Below are 22,301 nucleotides of genomic sequence, written 5' to 3'. Positions count from 1 at the left end.
GCGGCCTCCCGGTCCGCACGGGCTAGTCTCGTCACCGATGAACGGACGTCCCTGCAGCAAGGTCACCTGCCACGAGGAGGCGGTGGCCACGCTCACGTACGTCTACTCCGACTCGATGGTCGTCGTCGGGCCGCTCAGCGGAGTGGTCGAGCCCCACGGATACGACCTGTGCGCGCGACACGCGTCGTCGTTGTCGGTTCCGCAGGGGTGGGAGGTCCTCCGCCGGGTAGTTTTGGGGAATGACATCTGAGAGCCACGACCTCACCGCCTTCGTCAAGACCTACGACGTCCGGGGGCTGGTCGGCAGTCAACTGACCGACGAGGTCGTCGAGGCCTTCGGTGCGGCCTTCGCCGACGAGATCGAGGCCGCCGGCTCCGAGCTCGTCGTCGGGCACGACATGCGCGACTCCTCTCCCGCCTTCGCCGCCGCGTTCGCCCGGGGCGCCCGGGCCCGCGGGGCGGACGTCGTCGCCCTGGGTCTCTGCTCGACCGACGAGTCGTACTTCGCCTCCGGCTCCCTCCAGGCGCCCGCCGCGATGTTCACCGCGAGCCACAACCCGGCCAGCTACAACGGCATCAAGATGAGCCGTGCGGGTGCCCAGGGGATCAGCCTCGACACCGGGCTCGCCTCGATCCGCGACCGCGCCTCCTCGTATCTCGACCAGGGCATCGACTCGGTCGAGCAGCCGGGCTCGCTGCGCGAGTACGACGCGCTCGGCGACTACGCCGCGTACCTGCGCGGTCTCGTCGACCTGTCGGGCATCCGGCCCATCCGGGTCGTCGTCGACGCCGGCAACGGCATGGGCGGCCTGACCGTCCCCGCCGTGCTCGGCACGGCTGCGGGGCTCGCGGAGCTGCCGATCGAGATCGTCCCGATGTACTTCGAGCTCGACGGCACGTTCCCGAACCACGAGGCCAACCCGCTCGAGCCGGCCAACCTCGTCGATCTGCAGAAGGCCGTCGTCGAGCACGGCGCCGATCTCGGGCTGGCGTTCGACGGCGACGCCGACCGCTGCTTCGTCGTCGACGAGAACGGCGACGCCGTCACCCCCTCGGCGGTCGCCGCCATCGTCGCCGTGCGCGAGATCGCCCGGGTGCGCGCGCTCGAGCCCGACGCCGACATCGCCGTCATCCACAACCTCATCACGTCGCGGGCGGTCCCCGAGGCCATCGCGGCGTCGGGGGCGACTCCGGTGCGCACCCGCGTCGGTCACTCGCTGATCAAGGACGAGATGCGCGAGACCGGGGCGATCTTCGGCGGCGAGCACTCGGCGCACTACTACTTCCGCGACTTCTGGGGCGCCGACAACGGCATGCTGGCCGCGATGCACGTCCTCGCCGAGTTCGGCGGTCAGGGCGAGCCGCTGTCGACGCTGACCGACCGCTACACGCCCTACACGGCCAGCGGCGAGATCAACTCCACCGTCACCGACGTCCCGGCGGCCTACGCCCGGATCGTCGAGGCGTACGCCGGGGTGGGCGAGTTCGACGAGCTCGACGGCCTCACCGTCACCGGCTCGTCCGAGAACGGCGACTTCTGGTGGTTCAACGTCCGCCCGTCGAACACCGAGCCGCTGCTGCGTCTCAACGCCGAGGCGGCCACCGCGGGCGAGATGGAGCGCATCCGCGACGACGTCCTGGCGCTCATCCGCGGTTAGGCTGTACCCCCTAGGGGTATCGGGTCCGCAGCGGGCCCGAGCCCTCGGGATCGTCGAGGAGGCACGGTGACAGGACACGTCGAGCACACCGCCCCCGGCCACGTCGGCTACAGCGGCGACAAGGAGCAGATCGTCAAGCGCCTGCGTCGGGCCGAGGGCCAGGTGCGGGGCATCCAGCGCATGGTGGAGGACGACACCTACTGCATCGACGTGCTCACGCAGGTGAGCGCGGCCACGAAGGCGCTCGAGACCGTCGCGCTGCAACTGCTGGAGGACCACCTGGCGCACTGCGTGGTCGAGGCCGCCCGGGAGGGCGGCGACGTGGCGGACGCGAAGGTCCGCGAGGCGTCCGCGGCGATCGCGCGGCTCGTCCGGTCGTAGCGGCGCGCCGGTCGTCGGTGGCCGGCCGGTCGTCAGCGGCGGGGGAAGCCGCCGACCGTGCCGGTGAGCGCGGGGCGGAGCCGGTCGAGCAGAGCCGCCTCGCGGGCCAGGGCCGCGGCCTCCCGATCCCGCCGCACCGCGGCGATGCCGGCCAGGACGAGCTCCGGTTCGGCGGAGGGCGGGGGCGAGACGAACGGTCCTGCCTCGTCGGCGAGCTCGGCGGCGATCCGGAGCCGGCTCGTCGGCGACAGGCGGGGCGCCTGCTGCAGGAACGAGGCGATGCGGCGGGCGAGCCCCTCGGGCAGACGGGCGACGTCGGCCACCTCGGCCCAGGGCAGGAGCGGCACGGGGACGCCGTGGGCGACCGTGGTCCGCTTCGACACGCGCTCGTTGCGGCTGTAGGTGCCCGCCATCAGGTCTCCCAGACGACGGGAGGACCCGTTCAGCAGGGCGACGACGAATGCCAGGCCGCCGGTCGTGAAGACGATCTCGAGCAGGCCGACCAGTGACCGCGTGAGGGCGTGGCGGAAGCCGATCGCGCCTCCGTCCGTGCGGACGATGCGCGCCCCGACGGCGAGCCTGCCGAGCGACCGCCCCCGGCTCGCCGTCTCGACGATCGCCGGGACGACGATGAGGGAGAACCCGACCGCGCCGATCAGGAACGCCTGGGAGAGGGCGTCGTCGAGGACGCCGCCCTCGTTCAGCAGACCGATCAGCACGATCAGACCGATCAGGAGGGCCACGTAGGCGAGATAGTCGATGACCACCCCGGCACCGCGCAGGATCACGCTGGTCGGCCGCAGATCCAGAGCTACGGCCTCGCCCGTGACGAGCTCGTCGCCGCCGGCCGCGAACGATTCGATCTGGTCGGGACGCAGCACGGCCGGGGAGGCGCGTGGAGCGGTGCGGCGAGGCATGCCTAGTATCTAAGCAGAATGGACATCGACGCCTATGCCGCAGCCCACGGCGACGACTGGGCCGAACTCGAGCGGCTCGCCCGCCGCCGCCGACTCACGGGCGAGCAGGCGGACGAGCTGATCTCGCTCTACCAGTCGGGCGCGAGCGAGCTGTCGTCGCTCACCACCGCGACCGGCCCGTCCGTCGCGGCCGACCGGCTCTCGCTGACGCTCTCGCGTGCTCGCCTGCGGTTCACCGGCGCGGGCCGGAACCTCCTCCGTCAGCTGCCGTCCTTCTTCGTCGCCCAGCTGCCGGCCGCGCTGTACCGGGTGCGCTGGGCCTCTCTCGTGGTCGCTCTCGCGACGGCCGTCGTGGCCGTCGTCCTCGCCGTCTGGGCCGCGCAGAACCCCGCGGTGCTGGCGACCTTCGGCTCGGACGAGTTCCGTCGGCAGTTCGCCGAGCAGGACTTCGTGGACTACTACTCCGAGAGCGCGTCGACGTCGTTCACCGGGCAGGTCTGGACGAACAACGCCTACATCGCCGCCCAGTGCGTCGCGTTCGGCATCACCGGGGTCTGGGTGCCGTACGTGATCCTCCAGAACGCGGTCAACCTCGGCGTGTCGGCCGGGATCATGGCCGATCAGGGTCGACTCGACTTCTTCTTCCTGTACATCGCGCCGCACGGTCAGCTCGAGCTCTACAGCATCTTCGTCGCGGGAGCCGCAGGGCTCATGATCTTCTGGTCGTGGGTGGCGCCCGGCGCCAGGACCCGCGGCCAGGCCCTGGCGCAGGACGGGCGCGCGCTGATCGCGATCGCGATCGGTCTGCTGCTGGCCCTGCTCGTCTCGGGCGTCATCGAGGGCTTCGTCACGCGCCAGCCCTGGCCCTGGCCGGTCAAGATCGGGATCGGCACGATCGCGCTGGCCGGATTCCTGGCCTACCAGTGGGGTCTCGGCGGACGCGCGCACCGCGCCGGCCAGACCGGCGACCTCGACGAGTTCGAGGCGGGCGCGACCCAGCTCGTCTCGGGCTGAGCGGATCTCCGGTCGCTCCGCCGGTGCCGGTCGCTCCGCCGGTGTCGGTCGCCGCGCGGCCGGGCTTCAGAGCCGCCCGGCGGCCTTGAGCGCGAGGTAGCGGTCGGCGAGGGCCGGGGGGAGATCGGCGGGCGCCCCGGTCACCACGTCCGCGCCCACCTGCCCCAGGGCGGCTCGCACGCGGGCGATGTCCAGACGAGCCCGCTCCGCCGCCGCGGCCCGGTAGAGCTCGTCGCGCGAACCCCGTTCGACGCTCTGCCGCTCGAGGGACGGATCGGTGACCGAGGCGACGACCACGAGGTGCCGCCGGGTCAGCTGCGGCATGGCGGCGAGGAGCGCGTGCGAGGCTCCCGGGCTGTCGACGGTGGTCGCCAGGACGACGAGCGCGCGCTGGGTCGTGACCGAGCGCACCAGCGCCGGGACCGAGGCCCAGTCGGTCTCGACGAGCTCCGGCTCGATCGGCGCCATCGTCTCGACCATCGACGAGAGCAGAGCCGGGCCCGAGGTCCCCTGGACGCGGCCCCGGACGCGACGGTCGACCACGACGACGTCGACCCGGTCGCCGGCCTGCGACGCCAGGGCCCCGAGCAGCAGCGCCGACTCGAAGGCCGTGTCGAGGCGGGGCTCGTCGTCGATGCGCGCCGCGGACGTGCGGCCGCTGTCGATCACGACGACGACGCGACGATCGCGTTCGGGGCGCCAGGTCCGGACGACGGCCTCGTCCCGGCGCGCGGTCGCGCGCCAGTCGATCGAGCGCACGTCGTCCCCGCGCACGTACTCGCGCAGGCTGTCGAACTCGGTGCCCTGCCCGCGGATCATGACGCTCGTCCGGCCGTCGAGCTCGCGCAGTCGGGCCAGCCGCGAGGGCAGGTGCTTGCGCGAGGCGAAGCGCGGCAGCACGCGGATCGCCCCCGGCACGGCGTGCGTCGCCTGGCGGCCGGCGAGACGCAGGGGGCCGCGCGTGCGGACCGTGACGGAGTCCGCTCGGCGCTCACCCCGTCGGAACGGCGTCAGGGTGGCGGTGAGGGTCGCCGCGGCGCCGGGCCGCAACGAGAGAGGGCGTCGGGTCGGGGCGGCTCCGGCCGACGGCTGCCACGCGTCGCGGAGCACCCCGCGAACCGTGCGACGGCCGGTGTTGACCACGGTGAGACGGACCGCGACGCTCTCGCCGAGCCGCACCGGTCCCGGCTGGTCCCGTCGGAACGTCAGCGCCCGTGCCGACCCGGCCAGGGCGACGTCGAGCGCGGTCAGCACCGCGACGAGCGCGAGCCACCCCACGAGCGCCCACGAGCTGTCCGTGACGATGACGGGGACGACCCCCAGGGCGACGAGCGCGACGAACCATCCGGTGACGGCCATGGTCAGATCGGCACCCGCACCTGCTGGAGGACGGAGCGCACGATGCCGTCCGCGTCCACGCCCTCGAGCTCGGCCTCCGGGCGGAGCTTCAGCCGGTGGCGCAGCACGGGCGGGGCCATCGCCTGGACGTGGTCAGGGGTGATGCGGTCGAACCCGGTCAGCCAGGCCCACGCCTTCGACGCCGCGAGGAGAGCCGTCGATCCGCGGGGGCTGACGCCCACGACGACCGACGGGCTGTCGCGGGTGGCCCTGGCCAGGTCAACGATGTACGCGAGGACGTCGGGCGAGGCGCCGACGCGCGTCACCTCGGCCTGCGCGCGGGCGAGGTCCTCCGGTCCGAGCACGGGCGTCACCCCGGCGGCCCGCAGGTCGCGCGGCGAGAATCCGGCGGCGTGGCGGCCGAGCACGTCGACCTCGGCGTCCCGGGACGGCAGATCCAGGGTCAGCTTCATCAGGAACCGGTCGAGCTGCGCCTCGGGCAGGGTGTAGGTGCCCTCGTACTCGACGGGGTTCATCGTGGCGGCCACGACGAAGGGGGTCGGCAGCGGGCGGCTGACGCCGTCGATCGAGACCTGGCGCTCCTCCATCGCCTCCAGCAGCGCGGACTGCGTCTTGGGCGGGGTGCGGTTGATCTCGTCGGCCAGGAGCAGGTTGGTGAACACGGGCCCCGGGCGGAACTCGAACTCGCCCGCCTTCGCGTCGTAGACGAGCGAGCCGGTGATGTCCCCGGGCATGAGATCGGGGGTGAACTGCACGCGCGACGTGTCGAGCGACATGGCGTGTCCGAGCGCGCGGACGAGCAGGGTCTTGGCCACGCCCGGCACGCCCTCGAGCAGGACGTGCCCCTGGGCGAGCAGCGTGACGATCAGCCCGGTCACCGCGCCGTCCTGCGCCACGACGGCCTTGCCGACCTCGGCGCGGACGCGCGAGAAGGTCTCTTGGAGGTCTGAGGTCATGTCGTGGTCATCTCCGGGGGTGTCGTGGCGGGCGGGCGGGGGAGCCGAGGAGGCGCGGGGTGGGTCACGGGGGAGTCGTCGCCCGGTGCACGGCCCGCTCCAGATCGAGCAGTGCGTCGCTCAGGGCGACGAGGTCGCGGTCGTCCGCGGGGTGGGCGTCGACGAGGACGGAGCGGACCCCGGCGGGATCGGCTGCGAGCAGCGACGACACCCGGGAGACGACCTCGTCGACGGAGGCGCCGGCGGCGAGGCCGGTGGCGCGCGAGAGGCGGGAGAGCGTGCCGATCCGGAGCTGGTCGAGAGCGTGCAGACGCTGCCCGGACCGCTCGTACAGTCGGGCCCGCCCCTCCGTCGTCTCGGACGCCCGCACGGTGACCGGCAGGCGCTCGACGACGAGCGGACCCAGACGGCGGCCCCGCCAGACCATGGCGGCCACGCCGGCCAGGAACAGCAGCACCAGGGAGGGGGTCACCCAGGACGGGGTGAGGGTCGCGAGCGTGCCGCCGCCCTCCGGGACGTCGGCGGCGCTCGGCAGATACCAGACGAGCGACGGCGACCGGCCCAGCACCGAGAGGGCGAACGCGGCGTTGTCCTCGTCGGCGATCGAGCCGTTGGTCAGCGCCCGGGTGGCGCCGACGACCGTGACGCTCGACGTCGTGTCGGCGTACTCGACGAGCCCGAGACCTGCGTCCGTGGGCAGGCACCCCGCGGCGTCGGAGCCGTCGATCGCGAAGGCCGACCCCGTGACGTCGACGCGGTCGAGGCGTGCGAGCGACGGGACGTCGCAGCGCGGGGCGGCGACCCCGCCCGCGGACGGGCCGAGCGCGGTCACCCCGGGCGCGAGGGCGTCGAGGGCGCTCTGCCCGGGGGAGAGGAGCACGACGTCGGCGTCGAGACGGCCCAGATCGTCCCACTGGCCGTCGGTCAGGAATCCGTCGGCGTCGTCGACGAGGAGACTCGTGCGCTCGGGGTCCCCGGACACCGCCGTGGAGGTCGCGTCGAGGGTCGTGGTGACCGAGACGTCGATCCCCTCGTCGCGCAGCACCTCGACCACGGCCTTGGCGCCGGCCGGCGCCGCGTTCGCCGGGCCCAGCGGGCGGCCGCCGGTGCCGCCTCCCGACCCGATCACGGCCACCGCGACCGCTCCGGCGACGGCGACGCCGCCGAGCACCAGCCAGAAGCGGGCGCTGCGGAGCCGGGCCCCGACGGTCGGTGTGACGACGGTCATGCGACGGCCCGCGCGGGCTCGTCCCGCAGGGCGAGGTCGAGCTCGACGACGGCCCGGTAGTCCGCCTCGGATCCCGGCCATCCGAGGTAGCGGACGCCGTCGAACGCCCGGGCGGCCGTCTGCAGGGCCTCGCGCCGCTCGGGGTACGCGCGGGCCGCCTGGACGCCCACGCTGCGGGCGGTCGTGCCGGGCGACGTGCTGACGACGCCCCGGTCGACCGAGGACCGCGCGAGGGCGCGGAACGCCTCGATCGTCGCGGTCGCCATGTCGCCCCTCGCCGCCGCGGTGCGCGCCGCGGCGCGCAGGTCGTCGGCGGACCGGTCGTCGTCGTCGCCGAAGAGGACACCGGTCGACGTGGACCGGCGATCGAGGCGCGGGACGCCGTAGACGACCAGGACGACCACGACGACCACCACGACGACGACGAGTCCGACCAGCAGCGCCGCACCGGGGGCGCCGTCGACGCCGCCGAAGCGGATCCCCGAGAGCCAGTCCCAGAACGACTGCGCCAGACGGTCGAGCCAGTTCGGCTGCGCGGCCACGTAGTCGCGGCCGGTCAGCTCGCGCAGGAGCTCGCGACGGGCGTCGTCGGGGGCCGGCAGGAGCGGGGCCGCCGCGGCCGTCGTCGAGGTCACCGGTGCGGCGCCTCGGGTCGTGCGTCGGGGGAGGGGTCGTGCCGCGCGGGCGTGCGGTACGGGTCGGGCTGGTCGGTCACCCCGTCGCCACGCCGCTCGACGAAGCGCACGAGCTCGAGGTCGAGGCCCTCGAGGCGGATCCGACGGTCGACGTAGACGAGGCCGGTGGAGGCGGACTGGACGACCGCGCCGATCGCGGTCACGACGGACGTGGCCAGGATCGTGACGAGGTAGCCGACGCCCGTCACGACGAGCGACGTCGGGTCGAGGGTGTCGCCCGTGGGGGCGAACGCCCCGCCGAGCAGGGCGAACAGGATCGAGAACGGCGTGGCCACGACCTGGGCCGCGACCTGCACCATGACGAGGACGAGCGCGACGACGCCGAAGGTGCGCCAGAACGACCCGCGGACGAGGGTCCAGGAGCGGGCCACGGCGGCGCGGAGGGTCGTCCGCTCGAGCAGGAGCACGCTCGGCACCAGGCAGAGCTGGACGCTCAGCCACACCCCGAGGGCGGTCGCGCCGAGCCCCGCGAGCAGGCCCGCGATGATGCCCACGGCGATGCTCGGGCCGGATCCGATCGAGACGCCGAGGGCGACGACGCCGACCACGACGCCGAGGGCGACGGCGCTCGCCAGAGCCACGAGGGCGGACCAGCCGATCAGGGCGCCGATCCGTCCGCGCGCGAGGGTGAGCAGGCCGCCGAGCCGGAGGCGCTCGCCGACGATCTGCCGCGACGTCTCGAGCACGAAGAGCCCCTGCAGCACCGAGCCGACCACGATCGAGAGCGCGGCGGGGACGAGGGCCGAGAGGAGGATGACCGCGACGGCACCCGCCGTGACGGTCTCGAGGTCCGACTCGCGTGCGGAGTCGATCCGGCCGAGGGCGGCGAAGGTGGCGGCTCCCACGACGACGGCGGTCACGACGGCGATCACCACCTGAGCCAGGAGCGAGGTGCCGAACGTCGTGCGCGGATTGCGACGGAAGACCTGGAACGCGGCCCCGAGGATCTCGCCGAAGGTCAGGGGGCGGAGAGGGACGAGCCCCGGCTTCGGCGGCGGGGCCCAGCCGCCCTGATGCGGAGGCAGCGGTCCGGGTCCCGGGGCCGGTCGGGGCGACGGGGCGCCGGCCGGAGGCGGCGCGACGGGTGGGAGGCGCTCGCCCCAGCGTGGCTCGTCGCCGCCGCCCGGAGCGGCCCAGCCGTTCGGATCGGTCATGTGCTCCCCCGGTGGTCCGCACGCGAGGTCGTCCTCGCGAGTGCTGCCATGTTTTCACAGCGGGGGCCGGGGTGCCAGCCGAGCGCGCCTCCTGCACTAATCTGGTTCGACGTGCCGCCTCCCGAGCGGCCCAGCCGAAGACGGAGACCATGACCCCGCGCATCCTGGTGGTGGACGACGACCCCGCTCTCGCCGAGATGATCGGCATCGTCCTCCGCGCCGACGAGTTCGAACCCCATTTCTGCAGCGACGGCAGCGCCGCCCTCGACGCGTTCCGCAACTCGACCCCCGACCTCGTCCTGCTCGACCTGATGCTGCCCGGCATGGACGGCCTCGAGGTCTGCACGGCGATCCGGGCCGAGAGCGGCGTCCCGATCATCATGCTGACCGCCAAGGGCGACACGGTCGACGTGGTCAAGGGGCTCGAGTCCGGCGCGGACGACTACGTCGTCAAGCCGTTCAACCCGAAGGAGCTCGTCGCCCGGATCCGCACGCGGCTCCGTCCGGCGACCGAGCCCACCAACGACGTCCTGACCGTCGGCGACCTGAGGGTCGACGTGGCGGCTCACGAGGTCCGCCGCGGTGAGACGGCCATCTCGCTGACCCCGCTCGAGTTCGAGCTGCTGCTGGCCCTGGCGTCCAAGCCCCAGCAGGTGTTCACCCGCGAGATGCTGCTCGAGCAGGTCTGGGGCTACCACTACAAGGCCGACACCCGTCTGGTGAACGTGCACGTCCAGCGGCTGAGGGCCAAGGTCGAGCACGACCCCGACAACCCGCGCATCGTCACGACCGTCCGCGGCGTCGGCTACCGCGCCGGCGCGAGCGCGTAGCGCCATGCGATCCGACCGCGCCCGGCCCGGCCCGGCGAGGCGCGCGGTCCGATGACCTCCCCGCGGCTGGCCCTGCCGGGTGCGCGGTCGAGGCGGCTCGTGGCCGGGGGGCAGCGTCTGGCGCACGTCTGGCGGTCCTCGTTGGAGCTCCGCACCGTGGCCCTGACCGTCGTGCTGGCCGGCGTCGGCGCGTCGATCATCGCCGCCTCGATCTCGGTGAGCATCGGCGCCAACCTCTACGACCAGCGCCGCGACCAGGTGCAGTCCGAGTCGCTCCGCGCGACGCTGCTCGCCCAGAACATCTTCGACTCCGCGACCGCGACCGAGGACGCCGACCAGGTCGAGCTCGATTCGCTGCAGAACGAGGCGCAGAGCGCGATCCTCGGCTCCACCTCGAGCCCCGGCGGCACCAGGATCGCGATCCTCCGCACGCCGGGGCAGACGACGGCGCGGACGATCCAGAACATCGCCAGCCCCGACTTCCCGGCATCGGTCGTCACGCCGGAGCTCCGCGAGCAGGTGGCGTCCGACACCGGGTCGCTCGCCCTCCAGCCGGTGTCGCTGACGTCCGGTTCCGGAGGCACGGCGCCGGGGATCGCCGTCGGCTCCACCCTGCAGGTGCCCACCGCGGGCCAGTACGAGCTCTATCTCGTCTACGACCTCGCCGATGCCGAGGCGACCCTCGCCCTCATGCAGCGCACGCTCGCGATCGGCTCGATCGCGCTCGTGGTGCTGATCGGCGTCATCACGTACGCGGTCGTGCGGCTCGTCGTCGGGCCGGTCCGCCTCGCCGCCGAGACGAGTCAGAAGATCGCCGCCGGGCATCTCGAGGAGCGCATCCCCGAGAAGGGCGAGGACGTGGTCGCGACCCTCGGCCGGTCGTTCAACGGCATGGCGGACGCCATGCAGCGTCAGATCTCGCAGCTCGCCGAGCTCTCGCGTCTCCAGCAGCGCTTCGTCAGCGACGTCTCGCACGAGCTGCGCACGCCGCTCACCACGATCCGCCTGGCCGGCGACGTCCTGTACGACCAGCGCGGGGCGTTCACGCCCTCGGCGGCCCGGACCACCGAGCTGCTGCACACCCAGGTCGACCGGTTCGAGCTGCTGCTCGCCGACCTGCTGGAGATCTCGCGCTTCGATGCCGGCGCGGTCGAGCTGGAGCTCGAGCGCATCGTGCTCGTGCGCCTCGTCGAGGACGGCGTGGCCGAGTACGAGCCGCTGGCGCTCGAGACGGGCAGCAGGATCGACATCGTCGCGCACGGCGGCTACTTCGAGACCGAGGTCGACGCCCGGCGACTCCGTCGCATCTTCCGCAACCTCCTGGGCAACGCCATCGAGCACGGAGAGGGACGCCCCATCACGATCGAGGTCGACTCCGACCCGGACGCCGTGGCCATCGCCGTCCGGGACCGCGGGGTCGGGATGACGGCCGCCGACGCCGAGCGCGTGTTCGACCGCTTCTGGCGGGCGGACCCCTCCAGGCGGCGGACCATCGGCGGCACCGGGCTCGGCCTCGCCATCAGCCGCGAGGACGCCGCGCTGCACGGCGGCCGGATCGACGTCTGGTCCCGCGTCGGGGAGGGGAGCCGCTTCGTGGTGACCCTGCCCCGGACGGTCGGCGGCGCCCTGACGACCCATCCCCTCCCCGTCCGCCCCGCCGACGACCCCGACGACGTGGTCTCGGGCGAGCCCTGGGCGGGCACCGTGCCCGACGACGAGGACGACGCCCATGTCTGACCGATCCCGACGCCGGGCGACCGCGGCGGCTCTCGCCGCGGTGCTCGCGGTCCTGACGGGCTGCGCGGCCATCCCCGACAGCGGCAGCGTCCAGCAGGGCGAGCCGATCACGAACGACGTCGTCGACAGCGACGTGGTCTACACGCCGAACGGTCCCGCGGTCGACAGCTCGCAGGAGCAGCTGCTCAACGGGTTCCTCGCCGCGGGCACGGGTCCGCAGAACGACTACGCGGTGGCCCGGCAGTTCCTCTCCTCGGGGTTCGCCGACTCGTGGGACCCTCGCGCCAACGTCACCGTCCGCCCGGGGACGGGGACGATCACGCGGGTCGCCGACGACGAGCTCGACTACACCTTCGTCGGCTCGGCCACGGTCGACGACAGCGGGCACTACACGCCGGCGACGTCGTCCGTGCCCACCACCCTCGACTACGCGTTCGTCCAGGAGGACGGCCAGTGGCGGCTCAGCGAGGCGCCCGACGGGATCGTGCTCACCCCGGCCACGTTCCAGTCGGTCTTCCGGTCGCATTCGGTGTACTTCTACGATCCGACCTACACGTACCTGGTGCCCGACGAACGCTGGTTCCTGGCCCGGTCCTCCACCAGCACGCGGATCGCGTCGGCGCTGCTCGACGGGCCGTCGTCCTGGCTGCAGGGGGCCGTCGTCTCGGCGTTCCCCGACGGCACCCGGCTCTCGCTCACGGCGATCACGGTCGACGACGGCACGGCACGGGTCGACCTCACCGCCGACGCCCTCGGCGCAGGCGACGACGCCCGGGCCCGCATGCAGGCGCAGCTCCTCGCGAGCTTCTCCACCGTGGCGACGATCACGGCGGTCGAGCTCAGCGTCGAGTCCACCGTCCTCGACGTGCCCGATCTGGGGCCCGCGTCGCCGTTGCGCGACCCGACCGTCGACGCCCGTCCCCTGGTGCTCGCCGACGGCGTCCTGGGCTTCGCCTCGCGGAGCTCGGTGAGCGAGCTCCCGGGGCTCTCGTCCGCCGTGGCGGGTCTCGAGCCGACGTCGATCGAGCTGGCCGGCGACCAGACCTCGGCCGCCGTGGGCACGGCGCAGGGCAGCGTCGTCGTCCGCGCCGACGGGAGCAGCCGGGTCGTGGACCGCCGCCCCGGCCTCGCCGCGCCGTCGCTCGACGACGCCGGGTACGTCTGGAGCACGCCGTCGTCCGATCCGAAGGGCGTCCAGGCCGTCGGCCCGGACGGCAGGGTCCACCCGGTGACGTCGTCGCTCCCCGCGGGCACCGACGTCGTCACGTTCCGGGTCTCGCGCGACGGGACGCGCGTCCTCGCCCTCCTCGACGACGACGGCGACGCCCGGCTCCTGGTCGCCGCGGTCGTCCGTGACGCCGAGGGCACGCCGACCGGACTCGGCGCCCCTCTCGAGCTCGCCGCCCCGACCGGTGAGCCCCTCGACGCCACCTGGGCCGACCAGTCGTCCATCGCCGTGCTCACCCGGGCCGACGACGAGCCCCAGGTCACCCTGTCCGAGGTCGGCGGCCCGGCGGCCACGCGGGGCAGACCCCCGGGCGACCCCACCACGATCGTCGGCGGCAACGGCGTCACGAGGCTGCAGGTGCTCACCGCCGACGGCACCGTGCTCGAGCCGCGCGGCAGCAGCTGGCAGGACACCGGCATCCGGGCGGACCTGCTCGCGACCCAGCGCTGAGCCGGCCGCCGGGCTCCCTCCACAGACGACCGGCGCGACCTCCGTCGGTGGAACGGTCCGCCGATCCGACGGCCGCCGGGTCGACCTCCGGCAGCCTGTCGGCATGTCCTGTCGAAGCGTCCTCCGTGAAGCCCTCTCCGTCGTCTCGCCGATCGCCTGCGCCGGCTGCGGTCGGCCCGACGTCGAGCTCTGCGTCGACTGTCGGCGGCGGCTCGTGCCGACGGTCGGCACCCGCGACCTGACGAGCGGGTTGACCGTCGCGTGGGGGCTCGAGTACCGGTTCGAGGTGCGCCGCGTCGTGGTCGCCTTCAAGCAGCAGGGTCGGCTCCGGCTCGGTCCCCGGCTCGCCCCCGCCCTCCGGGCGGCGCTCGCCGAGGTCGACGCCCCGGGGACGGGAGCGAGCCTGGTGGTGCCCGTCCCGGCGTCGGCGTCCGGGCTGAGGAGGCGCGGGTACGACCCCATGGGCATCCTGCTGCGTGACGCGGGGCTGGGTCCCGACCCGCGCCTCCTCGTGTCCGTCGGCGGCGGCGGGCCGCAGAAGCGCCTCGATCGCGTCCAGCGTCAGCGCGAACGGCAGGGCACGCTTCGCTGCCGTGCCGACCTGACGGGCCGTCGGGTGGTGATCGTCGACGACGTCGTGACCACGGGTTCGACGCTGCTCGAGGCCCAGCGCGCGCTCACGGAACGCGGCGCCCACGTGCTGGGCGCCGCCTGCGTCGCGTCCACGCCGTCGACCGGGTCGCAGATCTGAATCGCCTGGGCGTGGCACGACGCGGTGGCGCGGGGGTTACCAGGAGGTGCCCGCACCGTTACGGTGGTGCGAAAGGCGTGAAAGCACATCCGCCTGGCTGACAGGCGGCACGTCGATAGCCAAAGGAGGTCGTCATGGAAATTTCCGTCACGGGTCGAAACGTCGGCATCACCGATCGTTTCCGCGACTACGCCACTGACAAGGCCGACAAGGTGGCGCAGCTCGCCACGAAGGCACTGGCACTCGAGATCAAGGTCTCGAGACATCACGAGAAGTCCAGCGGGCAGGCCGGGGACGACCGGGTCGAGATCACGCTCATCGGACCGGGACCCCTCGTTCGGGCCGAGTCCACCGCAGGCGACAAGTACGTCGCCTTCGACCTCGCCATCGCCCGGCTCCTCGAGCGGGTGCGGCGCGCGAAGGACCGCAAGAAGGTCCACCGGGGTCAGCACCGTCCCACGTCGCTCCGCGAAGCGGCCACCGCCGACTTCAGCACGCACGGCGTCACCCCGGCGGCCGCCGAGACGCTGGACGCCGTGCGGACCGGCTCGATCGCCGTCGTCGCCGACGAGGGCGAGACCGAGGTCGAAGAGGAGTACTCGCCCGTCGTCATCCGCACGAAGGTCTTCTCGTCGACCCCCATGACCGTCGACGATGCGCTCTACTACATGGAGCTCGTCGGACACGACTTCTACCTGTTCATCGACTCCGAGACCGATCGGCCGAGCGTGGTCTACCGGCGAAAGGGCTGGGACTACGGCGTCATCGGCCTCGACCAGACCGCACCGGATCTGCAGGAGGCGGCCACGGCGCTCCGCGCCGGCCTCGCGCTCTGAGGTCCGCGATCCGGAGCAGGTGACGCGGCCGCGGTCCGGGAACGCGACAGGATGTCGAATCTGTCGGTTCCCAGGACCGCGGCCGCTAGTCTTGTTACCATTCTGTGCTCGTCCGTCCGCGGGTCGAGCCGTTCCCGGCGGGGCCCTTCGGACCCGCCTCACGGGGCGTGCGGCTCCCCCCGCGCGCTCGACCGAATCACAGGGAGTACCGGTGGCCAACGTTCTCGAGAAGGTCCTTCGCGTCGGCGAGGGTCGAACCCTCCGCAGGCTGAAGGCGTATGCCAAGGCCGTCAACGAGCTCGAGGACGACTTCACCACCCTCACCGACGACGAGCTCAAGAACGAGACCGTCGAGCTCCGCGAGCGCTACGCCGCCGGCGAGTCCCTCGACGACCTGCTGCCCGAGGCCTTCGCCGCCGTGCGCGAGGCGTCCAAGCGCACCCTGGGTCTGCGTCACTTCGACGTCCAGCTGATGGGCGGGGCGGCGCTCCATCTCGGCAACATCGCCGAGATGAAGACGGGTGAGGGCAAGACCCTGGTCGCCACGACGGCCGCCTACCTGAACGCCATCGCGTCCCGGGGCGTGCACGTCATCACGGTCAACGACTTCCTCGCGAGCTACCAGTCCGAGCTGATGGGCCGTGTCTTCCGCGCCCTCGGCATGACCACGGGCTGCATCCTCGCCGGTCAGACCCCGGCTCAGCGTCGCGAGCAGTACGCCGCCGACATCACGTACGGCACGAACAACGAGTTCGGCTTCGACTACCTGCGCGACAACATGGCCTGGCAGTCGCAGGACATGGTGCAGCGCGGGCACTTCTTCGCGGTGGTCGACGAGGTCGACTCGATCCTCATCGACGAGGCCCGCACCCCGTTGATCATCTCGGGCCCGGCGAGCGGCGAGGCGAACCGCTGGTTCGCCGAGTTCGCCACGATCGCCCGTCGACTCGTGTCCGGCGTCGACTTCGAGGTCGACGAGAAGAAGCGCACCGTCGGCGTGCTCGAGCCCGGCATCGAGAAGGTCGAGGACTACCTCGGCATCGACAACCTCTACGAGTCCGCGAACACGCCGCTCATCTCGTTCCTCAACAACGCGATCAAGGCCGACGCGCTCTTCAAGCGCGACAAGGACTACGTGGTCATCAACGGCGAGGTCCTCATCGTCGACGAGCACACGGGCCGCATCCTCAGCGGCCGCCGGTACAACGAGGGCATCCACCAGGCCATCGAGGCGAAGGAGGGCGTCGAGGTCAAGGCCGAGAACCAGACCCTCGCCACCGTCACCCTGCAGAACTACTTCCGCCTCTACAAGAAGCTCTCGGGCATGACGGGCACGGCCGAGACCGAGGCCGCCGAGTTCATGAGCACCTACAAGCTCGGCGTCGTCCCGATCCCGACGAACCGCCCGATGCAGCGCATCGATCAGACCGACCTCGTCTACAAGAACGAGACGGCCAAGTTCGACCAGGTCGTCGAGGACATCGTCGAGCGGCACGAGAAGGGCCAGCCGGTCCTGGTCGGCACGACGAGCGTCGAGAAGAGCGAGTACCTGTCGCGCCTTCTGGCGAAGAAGGGCGTGAAGCACGAGGTGCTGAACGCCAAGAACCACGCTCGTGAGGCCGCCATCGTCGCCCAGGCCGGGCGCGCCGGCGCGGTCACCGTGGCGACGAACATGGCCGGTCGAGGCACCGACATCATGCTCGGCGGCAACGCCGAGTTCCTCGCCGTGGCCGAGATGAACGCCAAGGGCCTGAGCCCCGTGGACACTCCGGAGGAGTACGAGTCCGCCTGGGACGACGTCTTCGCTGCCCAGAAGGAGGCCGTCCAGAGCGAGGCCGAGAAGGTGATCGAGGCCGGTGGACTCTACGTGCTCGGCACCGAGCGCCACGAGTCGCGCCGAATCGACAACCAGCTGCGAGGCCGGAGCGGACGTCAGGGCGACCCCGGCGAGAGCCGCTTCTACCTGTCGCTGACCGACGACCTCATGCGTCTGTTCAACTCCGGCGCCGCCGAATCCCTCATGGGCCGCGGCAACGTCCCCGACGACCTCGCCATCGAGAACAAGATCGTGGGGCGCGCCATCCGCTCGGCGCAGTCGCAGGTCGAGTCGCGCAACGCCGAGATCCGCAAGAACGTCCTGAAGTACGACGATGTCCTGAATCGTCAGCGCGAGGCGATCTACGGCGACCGTCGCCACATCCTCGAGGGCGACGACCTCCAGGACCGCGCGTCGAAGTTCCTCGACGACGTCGTGAACGAGGTCATCGACCAGCACACCGGCGAAGGCAGCCCCGACGACTGGGACCTCGACGCCCTGTGGACCGAGCTCCGCACCCTGTACCCGATCTCGATCACGATCGACGAGGTGATCACCGAGGCCGGGTCGAAGGGCAAGGCCACCCGCGCGTTCCTCGGTCAGGAGATCCTCTCGGACGCCAAGGTCGCCTACCGGGCCCGAGAGGAGTCCCTCGGCGAGCCGGCGATGCGCGAGCTCGAGCGACGCGTCGTGCTGTCGGTGATCGACCGCCGGTGGCGCGACCACCTCTACGAGATGGACTACCTGAAGGACGGCATCGGTCTGCGGGCCATGGCCCAGCGCGACCCCCTCGTCGAGTACCAGCGGGAGGGCTACGCGCTGTTCCAGAGCATGATGGGGCAGATCCGCGAGGAGTCCGTCGGATTCCTCTTCAACCTCGAGGTCGAGGTGCAGGGCCAGGTGGGTTCCGAGAAGGCGCCCGTCATCGCGGCCAAGGGTCTCGGCAGCGAGCAGGCTCCGCCCGCGCTCGAGTACTCCGCTCCGAACATCGACGGCGAGGTCGAGGTGCGCGACCAGAAGGGTCGTCTCGAGAAGGCGGCCACGGCCCGCGCCCAGCGTCAGCAGGACTCCGCCGAGCGGAACGCCGCCCCCGAGGTCGCCGCGGCCCGTGCGGCGAGCGGGACGTCGCCCGCCGCGTCCACCACCGGAGCCTTCGGTCAGAAGACCGGCGGAGAAGACGGCGCCGCCCCGGTCAACCGCGCCGAGCGTCGGGCGGCCGGCAAGAAGTAGCCCGGCGAGAGCCGTGAGGTCAGGACGGAGGCGCATCCACCCCGGTGGATGCGCCTCCGTTGTCTGCGGCGACCCGTCGTTCAGATGACGTGAAGGGCGCAGGCCCGCCACCGCCCGCGCGTCGTCTCGAGCCGGACCGCGACGGCGCGGCTGCGCCCCCGTCCGTGCACGACGACGACGGCCTCGACCGTTCCGGGCGAGGGCTCGGTGACGCGCACGGGCCCCAGCCTCAGGATCGGGCGATAGGCCCGGATGCCGTGGGCCATCCGGGCACGGGCCGACAGGCGGACCCGGCGCTGGAGCAGGGCGTACACGTCCGCCGTGACCCAGCGTGAGAGCTGCTCGAGATCCCGGGCGCCGGCCAGGACCTCCAGGACCGACCGAGCGAGAGCCTCGACCGCCTCGGCGGCGGTGATCGGCCGCGTGCTCCCCGAGAACGGGTCGGGGGACGCCGCCGAGAGGACCCCGCAACCGGGGACGGCCCGGAGGTGACGGTCCGACTCGGGGCTCTCGGTGGTGGTCGGCCCGCCTCCGCCGTCGTCGGGGGAGGTGGGGATGGGAGAGGAAGGGGCTCGTGAGGAGCGTGACATGGTGCTCGAACTTTCGTGGATGAGGCTCGGGTCGCACTCAACATATGACATCCGGTATGGAATTGCGAGATTTATGACGCCGTGTGGAGAAGTCCGTCCGACGAACCGGGGGAGCGGACGGTTCCCGGGCCGCCGGACGACCGACCTAGACTGGGTCGGTGTCGACGCTCAGTGATCTCGTTCTCGCCCAGGGCCGCTCCAGCGAGGCGGACGTCGAATGGCTGCATCTGCTCGTCGGCGACTGGCAGCTCCTGGCCGATCTCGCCTTCGCCGACATGGTCCTCTGGGTGCCCACGCAGACGGGGAGCTTCGTGGCGGTCGCCCACGCGCGACCGTCCAGCAGCGCGACGCTCTTCTACCGCGACTTCGTCGGACAGGAGGTCCGCCCCGAGTGGCGCGTGCAGATCGATCAGGCGTTCACGTCGACCCGCATCGTCGACTCGGCCGCACCCGACTGGTACGAGGAGACTCCGACCCGGGTCCGCGCCGTGCCCGTCCTCCGTCGCCTCGGCGCCAGCCGGCCCGACGTCACCGACGCCCCCATCGCCGTCATCACCCGGCACACGAACCTCAGCGAGGCCCGGACGCCGAGCCGCCAGGAGCTGACCTTCAACCAATGCGCGAACGACCTGTTCGCCATGATCGCCGCCGGCGACTTCCCCGATCTCGGCGCCCCGACCGGCCCCCGCCGCGGCGCGCCCCGGGCGTCCGACGGCCTCCTCCGTCTCGACGTCGACGGGACGGTCACGTTCGCCAGTCCGAACGGGCTGTCGGCCTTCAACCGCATGGGCTTCGACGGCGAGCTCGAGGGCGAGTCCCTCGCCGAGGTCACGACCGGACTCCTCCAGGGCAAGCTCGTGATCGACGAGTCCCTGCCGCTCGTCGTCACCGGACGGGCGCCGTGGCGCACCGACATCGAGGCTCGCGGCGTCACGGTCTCGCTCAGGGCGATCCCGCTCCGCGACCGCGGCGAGCGGATGGGCGCGATCGTCCTCTGCCGCGACGTGACTGAGCTGCGTCACCAGGAGCGCGAGCTCATCACGAAGGACGCCACGATCCGCGAGATCCACCACCGGGTCAAGAACAATCTGCAGACCGTCGCCTCGCTGCTGCGCATCCAGGCCCGACGCACGCACACCGACGTGGCGCGCGAGGCGCTGACCCAGGCGATGCGCCGGGTCGCCTCGATCGCGGTCGTCCACGACACGCTCTCCGAGGGGCTCAGCCAGAACGTCGACTTCGACACGGTGTTCGACCGCGTGCTGATGCTCATCGCCGAGGTGGCGTCGAGTCACAACACGACGGTCCGGCCCGCCCTCGTCGGGAGCTTCGGCGCGCTGCCGAGCGAGTACGCCACGCCGCTCGCCCTCGCGCTCACCGAGCTCGTGACCAACGCGGTCGAGCACGGCCTCGACGGACGCGACGGCGAGGTCGAGATCGTCGCCGAGCGCGACGACGAGCAGCTCACGGTCAAGGTCCGCGACAACGGCGTCGGGCTCCCCGAGGGCAAGGTCGGCTCCGGACTCGGCACGCAGATCGTGCGCACCCTCATCCAGGGCGAGCTGGGCGGCACCATCGACTGGCACACCCTCGTGGGCAGCGGCACCGAGGTCACCATCGAGATCCCGTTCCGCTGGCTCACCCAGCCGTGAACGCCGACGAGGCCGGCTCCCGAAGGAACCGGCCTCGTCGTGGACGCGGGGTCAGCTGGCGCGGCGGGCGCGAGCGGCGCGACGCTTGAGGGCGCGGCGCTCGTCCTCGCTCAGGCCACCCCAGACGCCCGAGTCCTGGCTCGTCTCGAGCGCGTACTGCAGGCACGTCTCGGTGACGGTGCAGCGACCGCAGACGGTCTTGGCCTTGTCGATCTGATCGACCGCCGGGCCGGTGTTCCCCACGGGGAAGAACAGCTCCGGGTCAGCGGTCAAGCAGGCGGCTTTGTCACGCCAATCCATCGATGGGTACTCCTTAAAATGCTGAACCGGCGCAGCGAAGCACCAGGTTCCGGATGGGGGAAAGAGAAAGAATTCGGGAGGCGCGCACCGCGATGTGCACGTCACTTCGACCTCGAATATGGTCCCATACTGGTACGGCCAAATCAAGGATTTTGTGGAGGGCCACGCATGAGCGGAACAGGCGAGAACGACCCCGGAACGCCGACCGATCGGTCCACCGCCCCCCGGCGTCCCGCGCTGCTCTGGGTGCTCGTCGTGCTGCTCGCCGCGGAGTTCGCCGTGGTGGCCGCCGCCGCCGGCTACCTGCTCGTCGAGCTCGTCGTGGCGCAGCCCTCGTCGTACGCCTCCGCGGTCGCCGTCCTCGTGCTCACCCTCATCGCGGCCGCCTGGATCGGCTCCATCGTCGTCGGCACGCTCCGGGGTCGCGCCTGGATCAGAGGCGCCGCCATCGTCTGGCAGGTGCTGCAGTTCGCCGTCGGGATCGGGAGCCTGCAGGGGGCCTTCGCCAACGCCTCCATCGGCCTCTGGCTCATCGTTCCCGCCGTGGTCGTCGTCGTCCTCCTGCTCGTGCCGCAGGTGGTGGCGGCCACGTCGCGCCGCGACGACGTGCCGCCCCGCACCTACTGAGACCGGCGCGGTCCAGGCTCAGTCGAGCCCGAGCTTCTTCCGCAGCGACGCGACGTGGCCCGTGGCCTTCACGTTGTAGAGCGGCAGCTGGACCGCGCCCTGCTCGTCGACGACGAACGTCGACCGGATCGTCCCGGTGACGATGCGCCCGTAGTTGTTCTTCTCGCCGTACGCGCCGTACGCCTCGTGCACGGTCAGCTCGGGGTCGCTCAGCAGCGGGAAGTTCAGGCCCTGCTCCTCCTTGAACGTCCGCAGGGCCGCCGGGGCGTCCTTCGAGACGCCCAGCACCTGATAGCCCGAGGACTTCAGCGAGTTGATGTTGTCGCGGAAGTCGCACGCCTCGGTCGTGCACCCCGGCGTGGACGCCGCCGGGTAGAAGTACACGATGACCTTCCGGCCGGAGTAGTCGGCGAGAGACACGGGCGAACCGTTCTCGTCGTCGAGGGTGAACGACGGCGCCGGAGCGCCCTTCTCGAGCTTGATGGACATGGTGCTCCGTTCTGCGGGCGCCGCACGACGCCCGGGTGTTCTGAGTGGGTCGAAAGTCATGCTAATGTTGATCCTCGTTGCGGGGCATACCGCGGCGCGCACCTCTAGCTCAATTGGCAGAGCAACTGACTCTTAATCAGTGGGTTCTCGGTTCAAGTCCGAGGGGGTGCACGACAAATCGGATCCCCCTGTTCATCCAACGATGAACGGGGGGATTTGTCGTCGTACGGGTCTGGTCGGCTCCGCCGACGTGCGGCCGGTACCTGGCGGGGGCGGGGGGTTCTTGCCGCCAGGTACCGGTTGCACGTGGGGGTGACGTCGCTTCGCTCGTCACCTGAGGTGGGGGACTTCGCTTCGCTCGTCAGCAGGGGGAGGGGCGGGGGGACTTTGCTTCGCTCGTCAG

General features: G+C 72.0%; 21 protein-coding genes and 1 tRNA gene. 13 read left to right on the top strand and 9 right to left on the bottom strand.

Annotated features, from left to right (window positions below; all coding sequences use genetic code 11):
- Positions 1-37 precede the first annotated feature (37 nt).
- The 3 genes from FFA01_RS11095 (at position 38) to FFA01_RS11085 (ending at position 2,039) form a co-directional block, all read left to right on the top strand.
- The gene (locus tag FFA01_RS11095) at positions 38-250 is read left to right on the top strand and encodes a DUF3499 family protein (RefSeq protein WP_146856078.1); all 213 of its coding nucleotides are present in this window, start codon (positions 38-40) and stop codon (positions 248-250) included.
- Positions 240-1,658 (top strand): phosphomannomutase/phosphoglucomutase, encoded by a 1,419-nt coding sequence (locus FFA01_RS11090; protein WP_146856076.1) that lies wholly within the window; start codon positions 240-242, stop codon positions 1,656-1,658. Before FFA01_RS11095 ends, FFA01_RS11090 begins: the two co-directional genes overlap by 11 nt.
- Positions 1,659-1,724: 66 nt before the next feature.
- On the top strand, positions 1,725-2,039 hold the full coding sequence (locus tag FFA01_RS11085; RefSeq protein ID WP_182501098.1) for a metal-sensitive transcriptional regulator: 315 nt from the start codon (positions 1,725-1,727) through the stop codon (positions 2,037-2,039).
- A gap of 32 nt (positions 2,040-2,071) precedes the next feature.
- On the opposite strand, the gene FFA01_RS11080 is transcribed toward FFA01_RS11085, so the two are convergent.
- On the bottom strand, positions 2,072-2,956 hold the full coding sequence (locus FFA01_RS11080; RefSeq protein WP_146856072.1) for an RDD family protein: 885 nt from the start codon (positions 2,954-2,956) through the stop codon (positions 2,072-2,074).
- A gap of 18 nt (positions 2,957-2,974) precedes the next feature.
- On the opposite strand from FFA01_RS11080, the gene FFA01_RS11075 reads away from it, so the two are divergent.
- Positions 2,975-3,970, top strand: a complete 996-nt coding sequence (locus FFA01_RS11075; RefSeq protein WP_146856070.1) for a stage II sporulation protein M — start codon at positions 2,975-2,977, stop codon at positions 3,968-3,970.
- A gap of 66 nt (positions 3,971-4,036) precedes the next feature.
- On the opposite strand, the gene FFA01_RS11070 is transcribed toward FFA01_RS11075, so the two are convergent.
- The 5 genes from FFA01_RS11070 to FFA01_RS11050 all read right to left on the bottom strand — a co-directional run bounded on the left by FFA01_RS11070 (position 4,037) and on the right by FFA01_RS11050 (position 9,362).
- Positions 4,037-5,329 carry a DUF58 domain-containing protein gene (locus tag FFA01_RS11070; protein WP_146856068.1) on the bottom strand — a complete coding sequence of 431 codons (1,293 nt, stop codon included), beginning with the start codon at positions 5,327-5,329 and terminating at the stop codon, positions 4,037-4,039.
- 2 nt (positions 5,330-5,331) lie between these two features.
- Positions 5,332-6,285: an AAA family ATPase gene (locus FFA01_RS11065; RefSeq protein WP_146856066.1), complete on the bottom strand. Its 954-nt coding sequence runs from the start codon at positions 6,283-6,285 to the stop codon at positions 5,332-5,334.
- Positions 6,286-6,349: 64 nt separating this feature from the next.
- On the bottom strand, positions 6,350-7,513 hold the full coding sequence (locus FFA01_RS11060; protein WP_146856064.1) for a DUF4350 domain-containing protein: 1,164 nt from the start codon (positions 7,511-7,513) through the stop codon (positions 6,350-6,352).
- Complete coding sequence (locus tag FFA01_RS11055) at positions 7,510-8,148, bottom strand: DUF4129 domain-containing protein (RefSeq protein WP_146856062.1); 639 nt, start codon at positions 8,146-8,148, stop codon at positions 7,510-7,512. The genes FFA01_RS11060 and FFA01_RS11055 overlap by 4 nt, the downstream gene beginning before the upstream one ends.
- Positions 8,145-9,362: a hypothetical protein gene (locus FFA01_RS11050; RefSeq protein WP_146856061.1), complete on the bottom strand. Its 1,218-nt coding sequence runs from the start codon at positions 9,360-9,362 to the stop codon at positions 8,145-8,147. Before FFA01_RS11050 ends, FFA01_RS11055 begins: the two co-directional genes overlap by 4 nt.
- A gap of 149 nt (positions 9,363-9,511) precedes the next feature.
- On the opposite strand from FFA01_RS11050, the gene mtrA reads away from it, so the two are divergent.
- The 6 genes from mtrA to secA all read left to right on the top strand — a co-directional run bounded on the left by mtrA (position 9,512) and on the right by secA (position 18,240).
- Positions 9,512-10,192 (top strand): MtrAB system response regulator MtrA, encoded by a 681-nt coding sequence (gene mtrA, locus FFA01_RS11045; protein ID WP_146856059.1) that lies wholly within the window; start codon positions 9,512-9,514, stop codon positions 10,190-10,192.
- A gap of 51 nt (positions 10,193-10,243) precedes the next feature.
- The gene (gene mtrB, locus FFA01_RS11040) at positions 10,244-11,929 is read left to right on the top strand and encodes an MtrAB system histidine kinase MtrB (protein ID WP_146856057.1); all 1,686 of its coding nucleotides are present in this window, start codon (positions 10,244-10,246) and stop codon (positions 11,927-11,929) included.
- Entirely contained in the window at positions 11,922-13,607 is a 1,686-nt protein-coding gene (locus tag FFA01_RS11035) for an LpqB family beta-propeller domain-containing protein (protein WP_146856055.1), read from the top strand. Before mtrB ends, FFA01_RS11035 begins: the two co-directional genes overlap by 8 nt.
- Before the next feature lie 103 nt (positions 13,608-13,710).
- Complete coding sequence (locus FFA01_RS11030) at positions 13,711-14,358, top strand: ComF family protein (RefSeq protein WP_146856053.1); 648 nt, start codon at positions 13,711-13,713, stop codon at positions 14,356-14,358.
- A 134-nt stretch (positions 14,359-14,492) separates the two neighbouring features.
- Entirely contained in the window at positions 14,493-15,194 is a 702-nt protein-coding gene (gene hpf / locus FFA01_RS11025) for a ribosome hibernation-promoting factor, HPF/YfiA family (protein ID WP_146856050.1), read from the top strand.
- A gap of 211 nt (positions 15,195-15,405) precedes the next feature.
- Positions 15,406-18,240, top strand: a complete 2,835-nt coding sequence (gene secA, locus FFA01_RS11020; RefSeq protein ID WP_146856048.1) for a preprotein translocase subunit SecA — start codon at positions 15,406-15,408, stop codon at positions 18,238-18,240.
- Positions 18,241-18,320: 80 nt separating this feature from the next.
- Here the strand turns inward: secA and FFA01_RS11015 are convergent, their stop codons facing one another.
- Positions 18,321-18,830 (bottom strand): Rv3235 family protein, encoded by a 510-nt coding sequence (locus FFA01_RS11015; protein WP_146856046.1) that lies wholly within the window; start codon positions 18,828-18,830, stop codon positions 18,321-18,323.
- 158 nt (positions 18,831-18,988) lie between these two features.
- Here FFA01_RS11015 and FFA01_RS11010 point away from each other — a divergent pair, with 158 nt between their 5' ends.
- Positions 18,989-20,482 (top strand): sensor histidine kinase, encoded by a 1,494-nt coding sequence (locus FFA01_RS11010; RefSeq protein WP_146856044.1) that lies wholly within the window; start codon positions 18,989-18,991, stop codon positions 20,480-20,482.
- Positions 20,483-20,533: 51 nt separating this feature from the next.
- Here the strand turns inward: FFA01_RS11010 and FFA01_RS11005 are convergent, their stop codons facing one another.
- Positions 20,534-20,782 carry a WhiB family transcriptional regulator gene (locus FFA01_RS11005; RefSeq protein ID WP_055796236.1) on the bottom strand — a complete coding sequence of 83 codons (249 nt, stop codon included), beginning with the start codon at positions 20,780-20,782 and terminating at the stop codon, positions 20,534-20,536.
- A gap of 168 nt (positions 20,783-20,950) precedes the next feature.
- Here FFA01_RS11005 and FFA01_RS11000 point away from each other — a divergent pair, with 168 nt between their 5' ends.
- Positions 20,951-21,409, top strand: coding sequence for a hypothetical protein (locus tag FFA01_RS11000; protein ID WP_146856042.1), 459 nt, complete (start codon positions 20,951-20,953; stop codon positions 21,407-21,409).
- 18 nt (positions 21,410-21,427) lie between these two features.
- Here the strand turns inward: FFA01_RS11000 and bcp are convergent, their stop codons facing one another.
- On the bottom strand, positions 21,428-21,898 hold the full coding sequence (bcp, locus tag FFA01_RS10995) for a thioredoxin-dependent thiol peroxidase (RefSeq protein WP_146856040.1): 471 nt from the start codon (positions 21,896-21,898) through the stop codon (positions 21,428-21,430).
- A 98-nt stretch (positions 21,899-21,996) separates the two neighbouring features.
- Between bcp and FFA01_RS10990 the strand changes: the two genes are divergently transcribed.
- Positions 21,997-22,069, top strand: a tRNA-Lys gene (locus tag FFA01_RS10990).
- The last annotated feature ends 232 nt before the right edge of the window (positions 22,070-22,301 follow it).

Source organism: Frigoribacterium faeni (genome assembly GCF_007988805.1).
Lineage (GTDB): Bacteria > Actinomycetota > Actinomycetes > Actinomycetales > Microbacteriaceae > Frigoribacterium > Frigoribacterium faeni.
The sequence above is the reverse complement of the archived record's forward strand: the minus strand, read 5'-3'. Positions and strand labels throughout refer to the sequence as shown.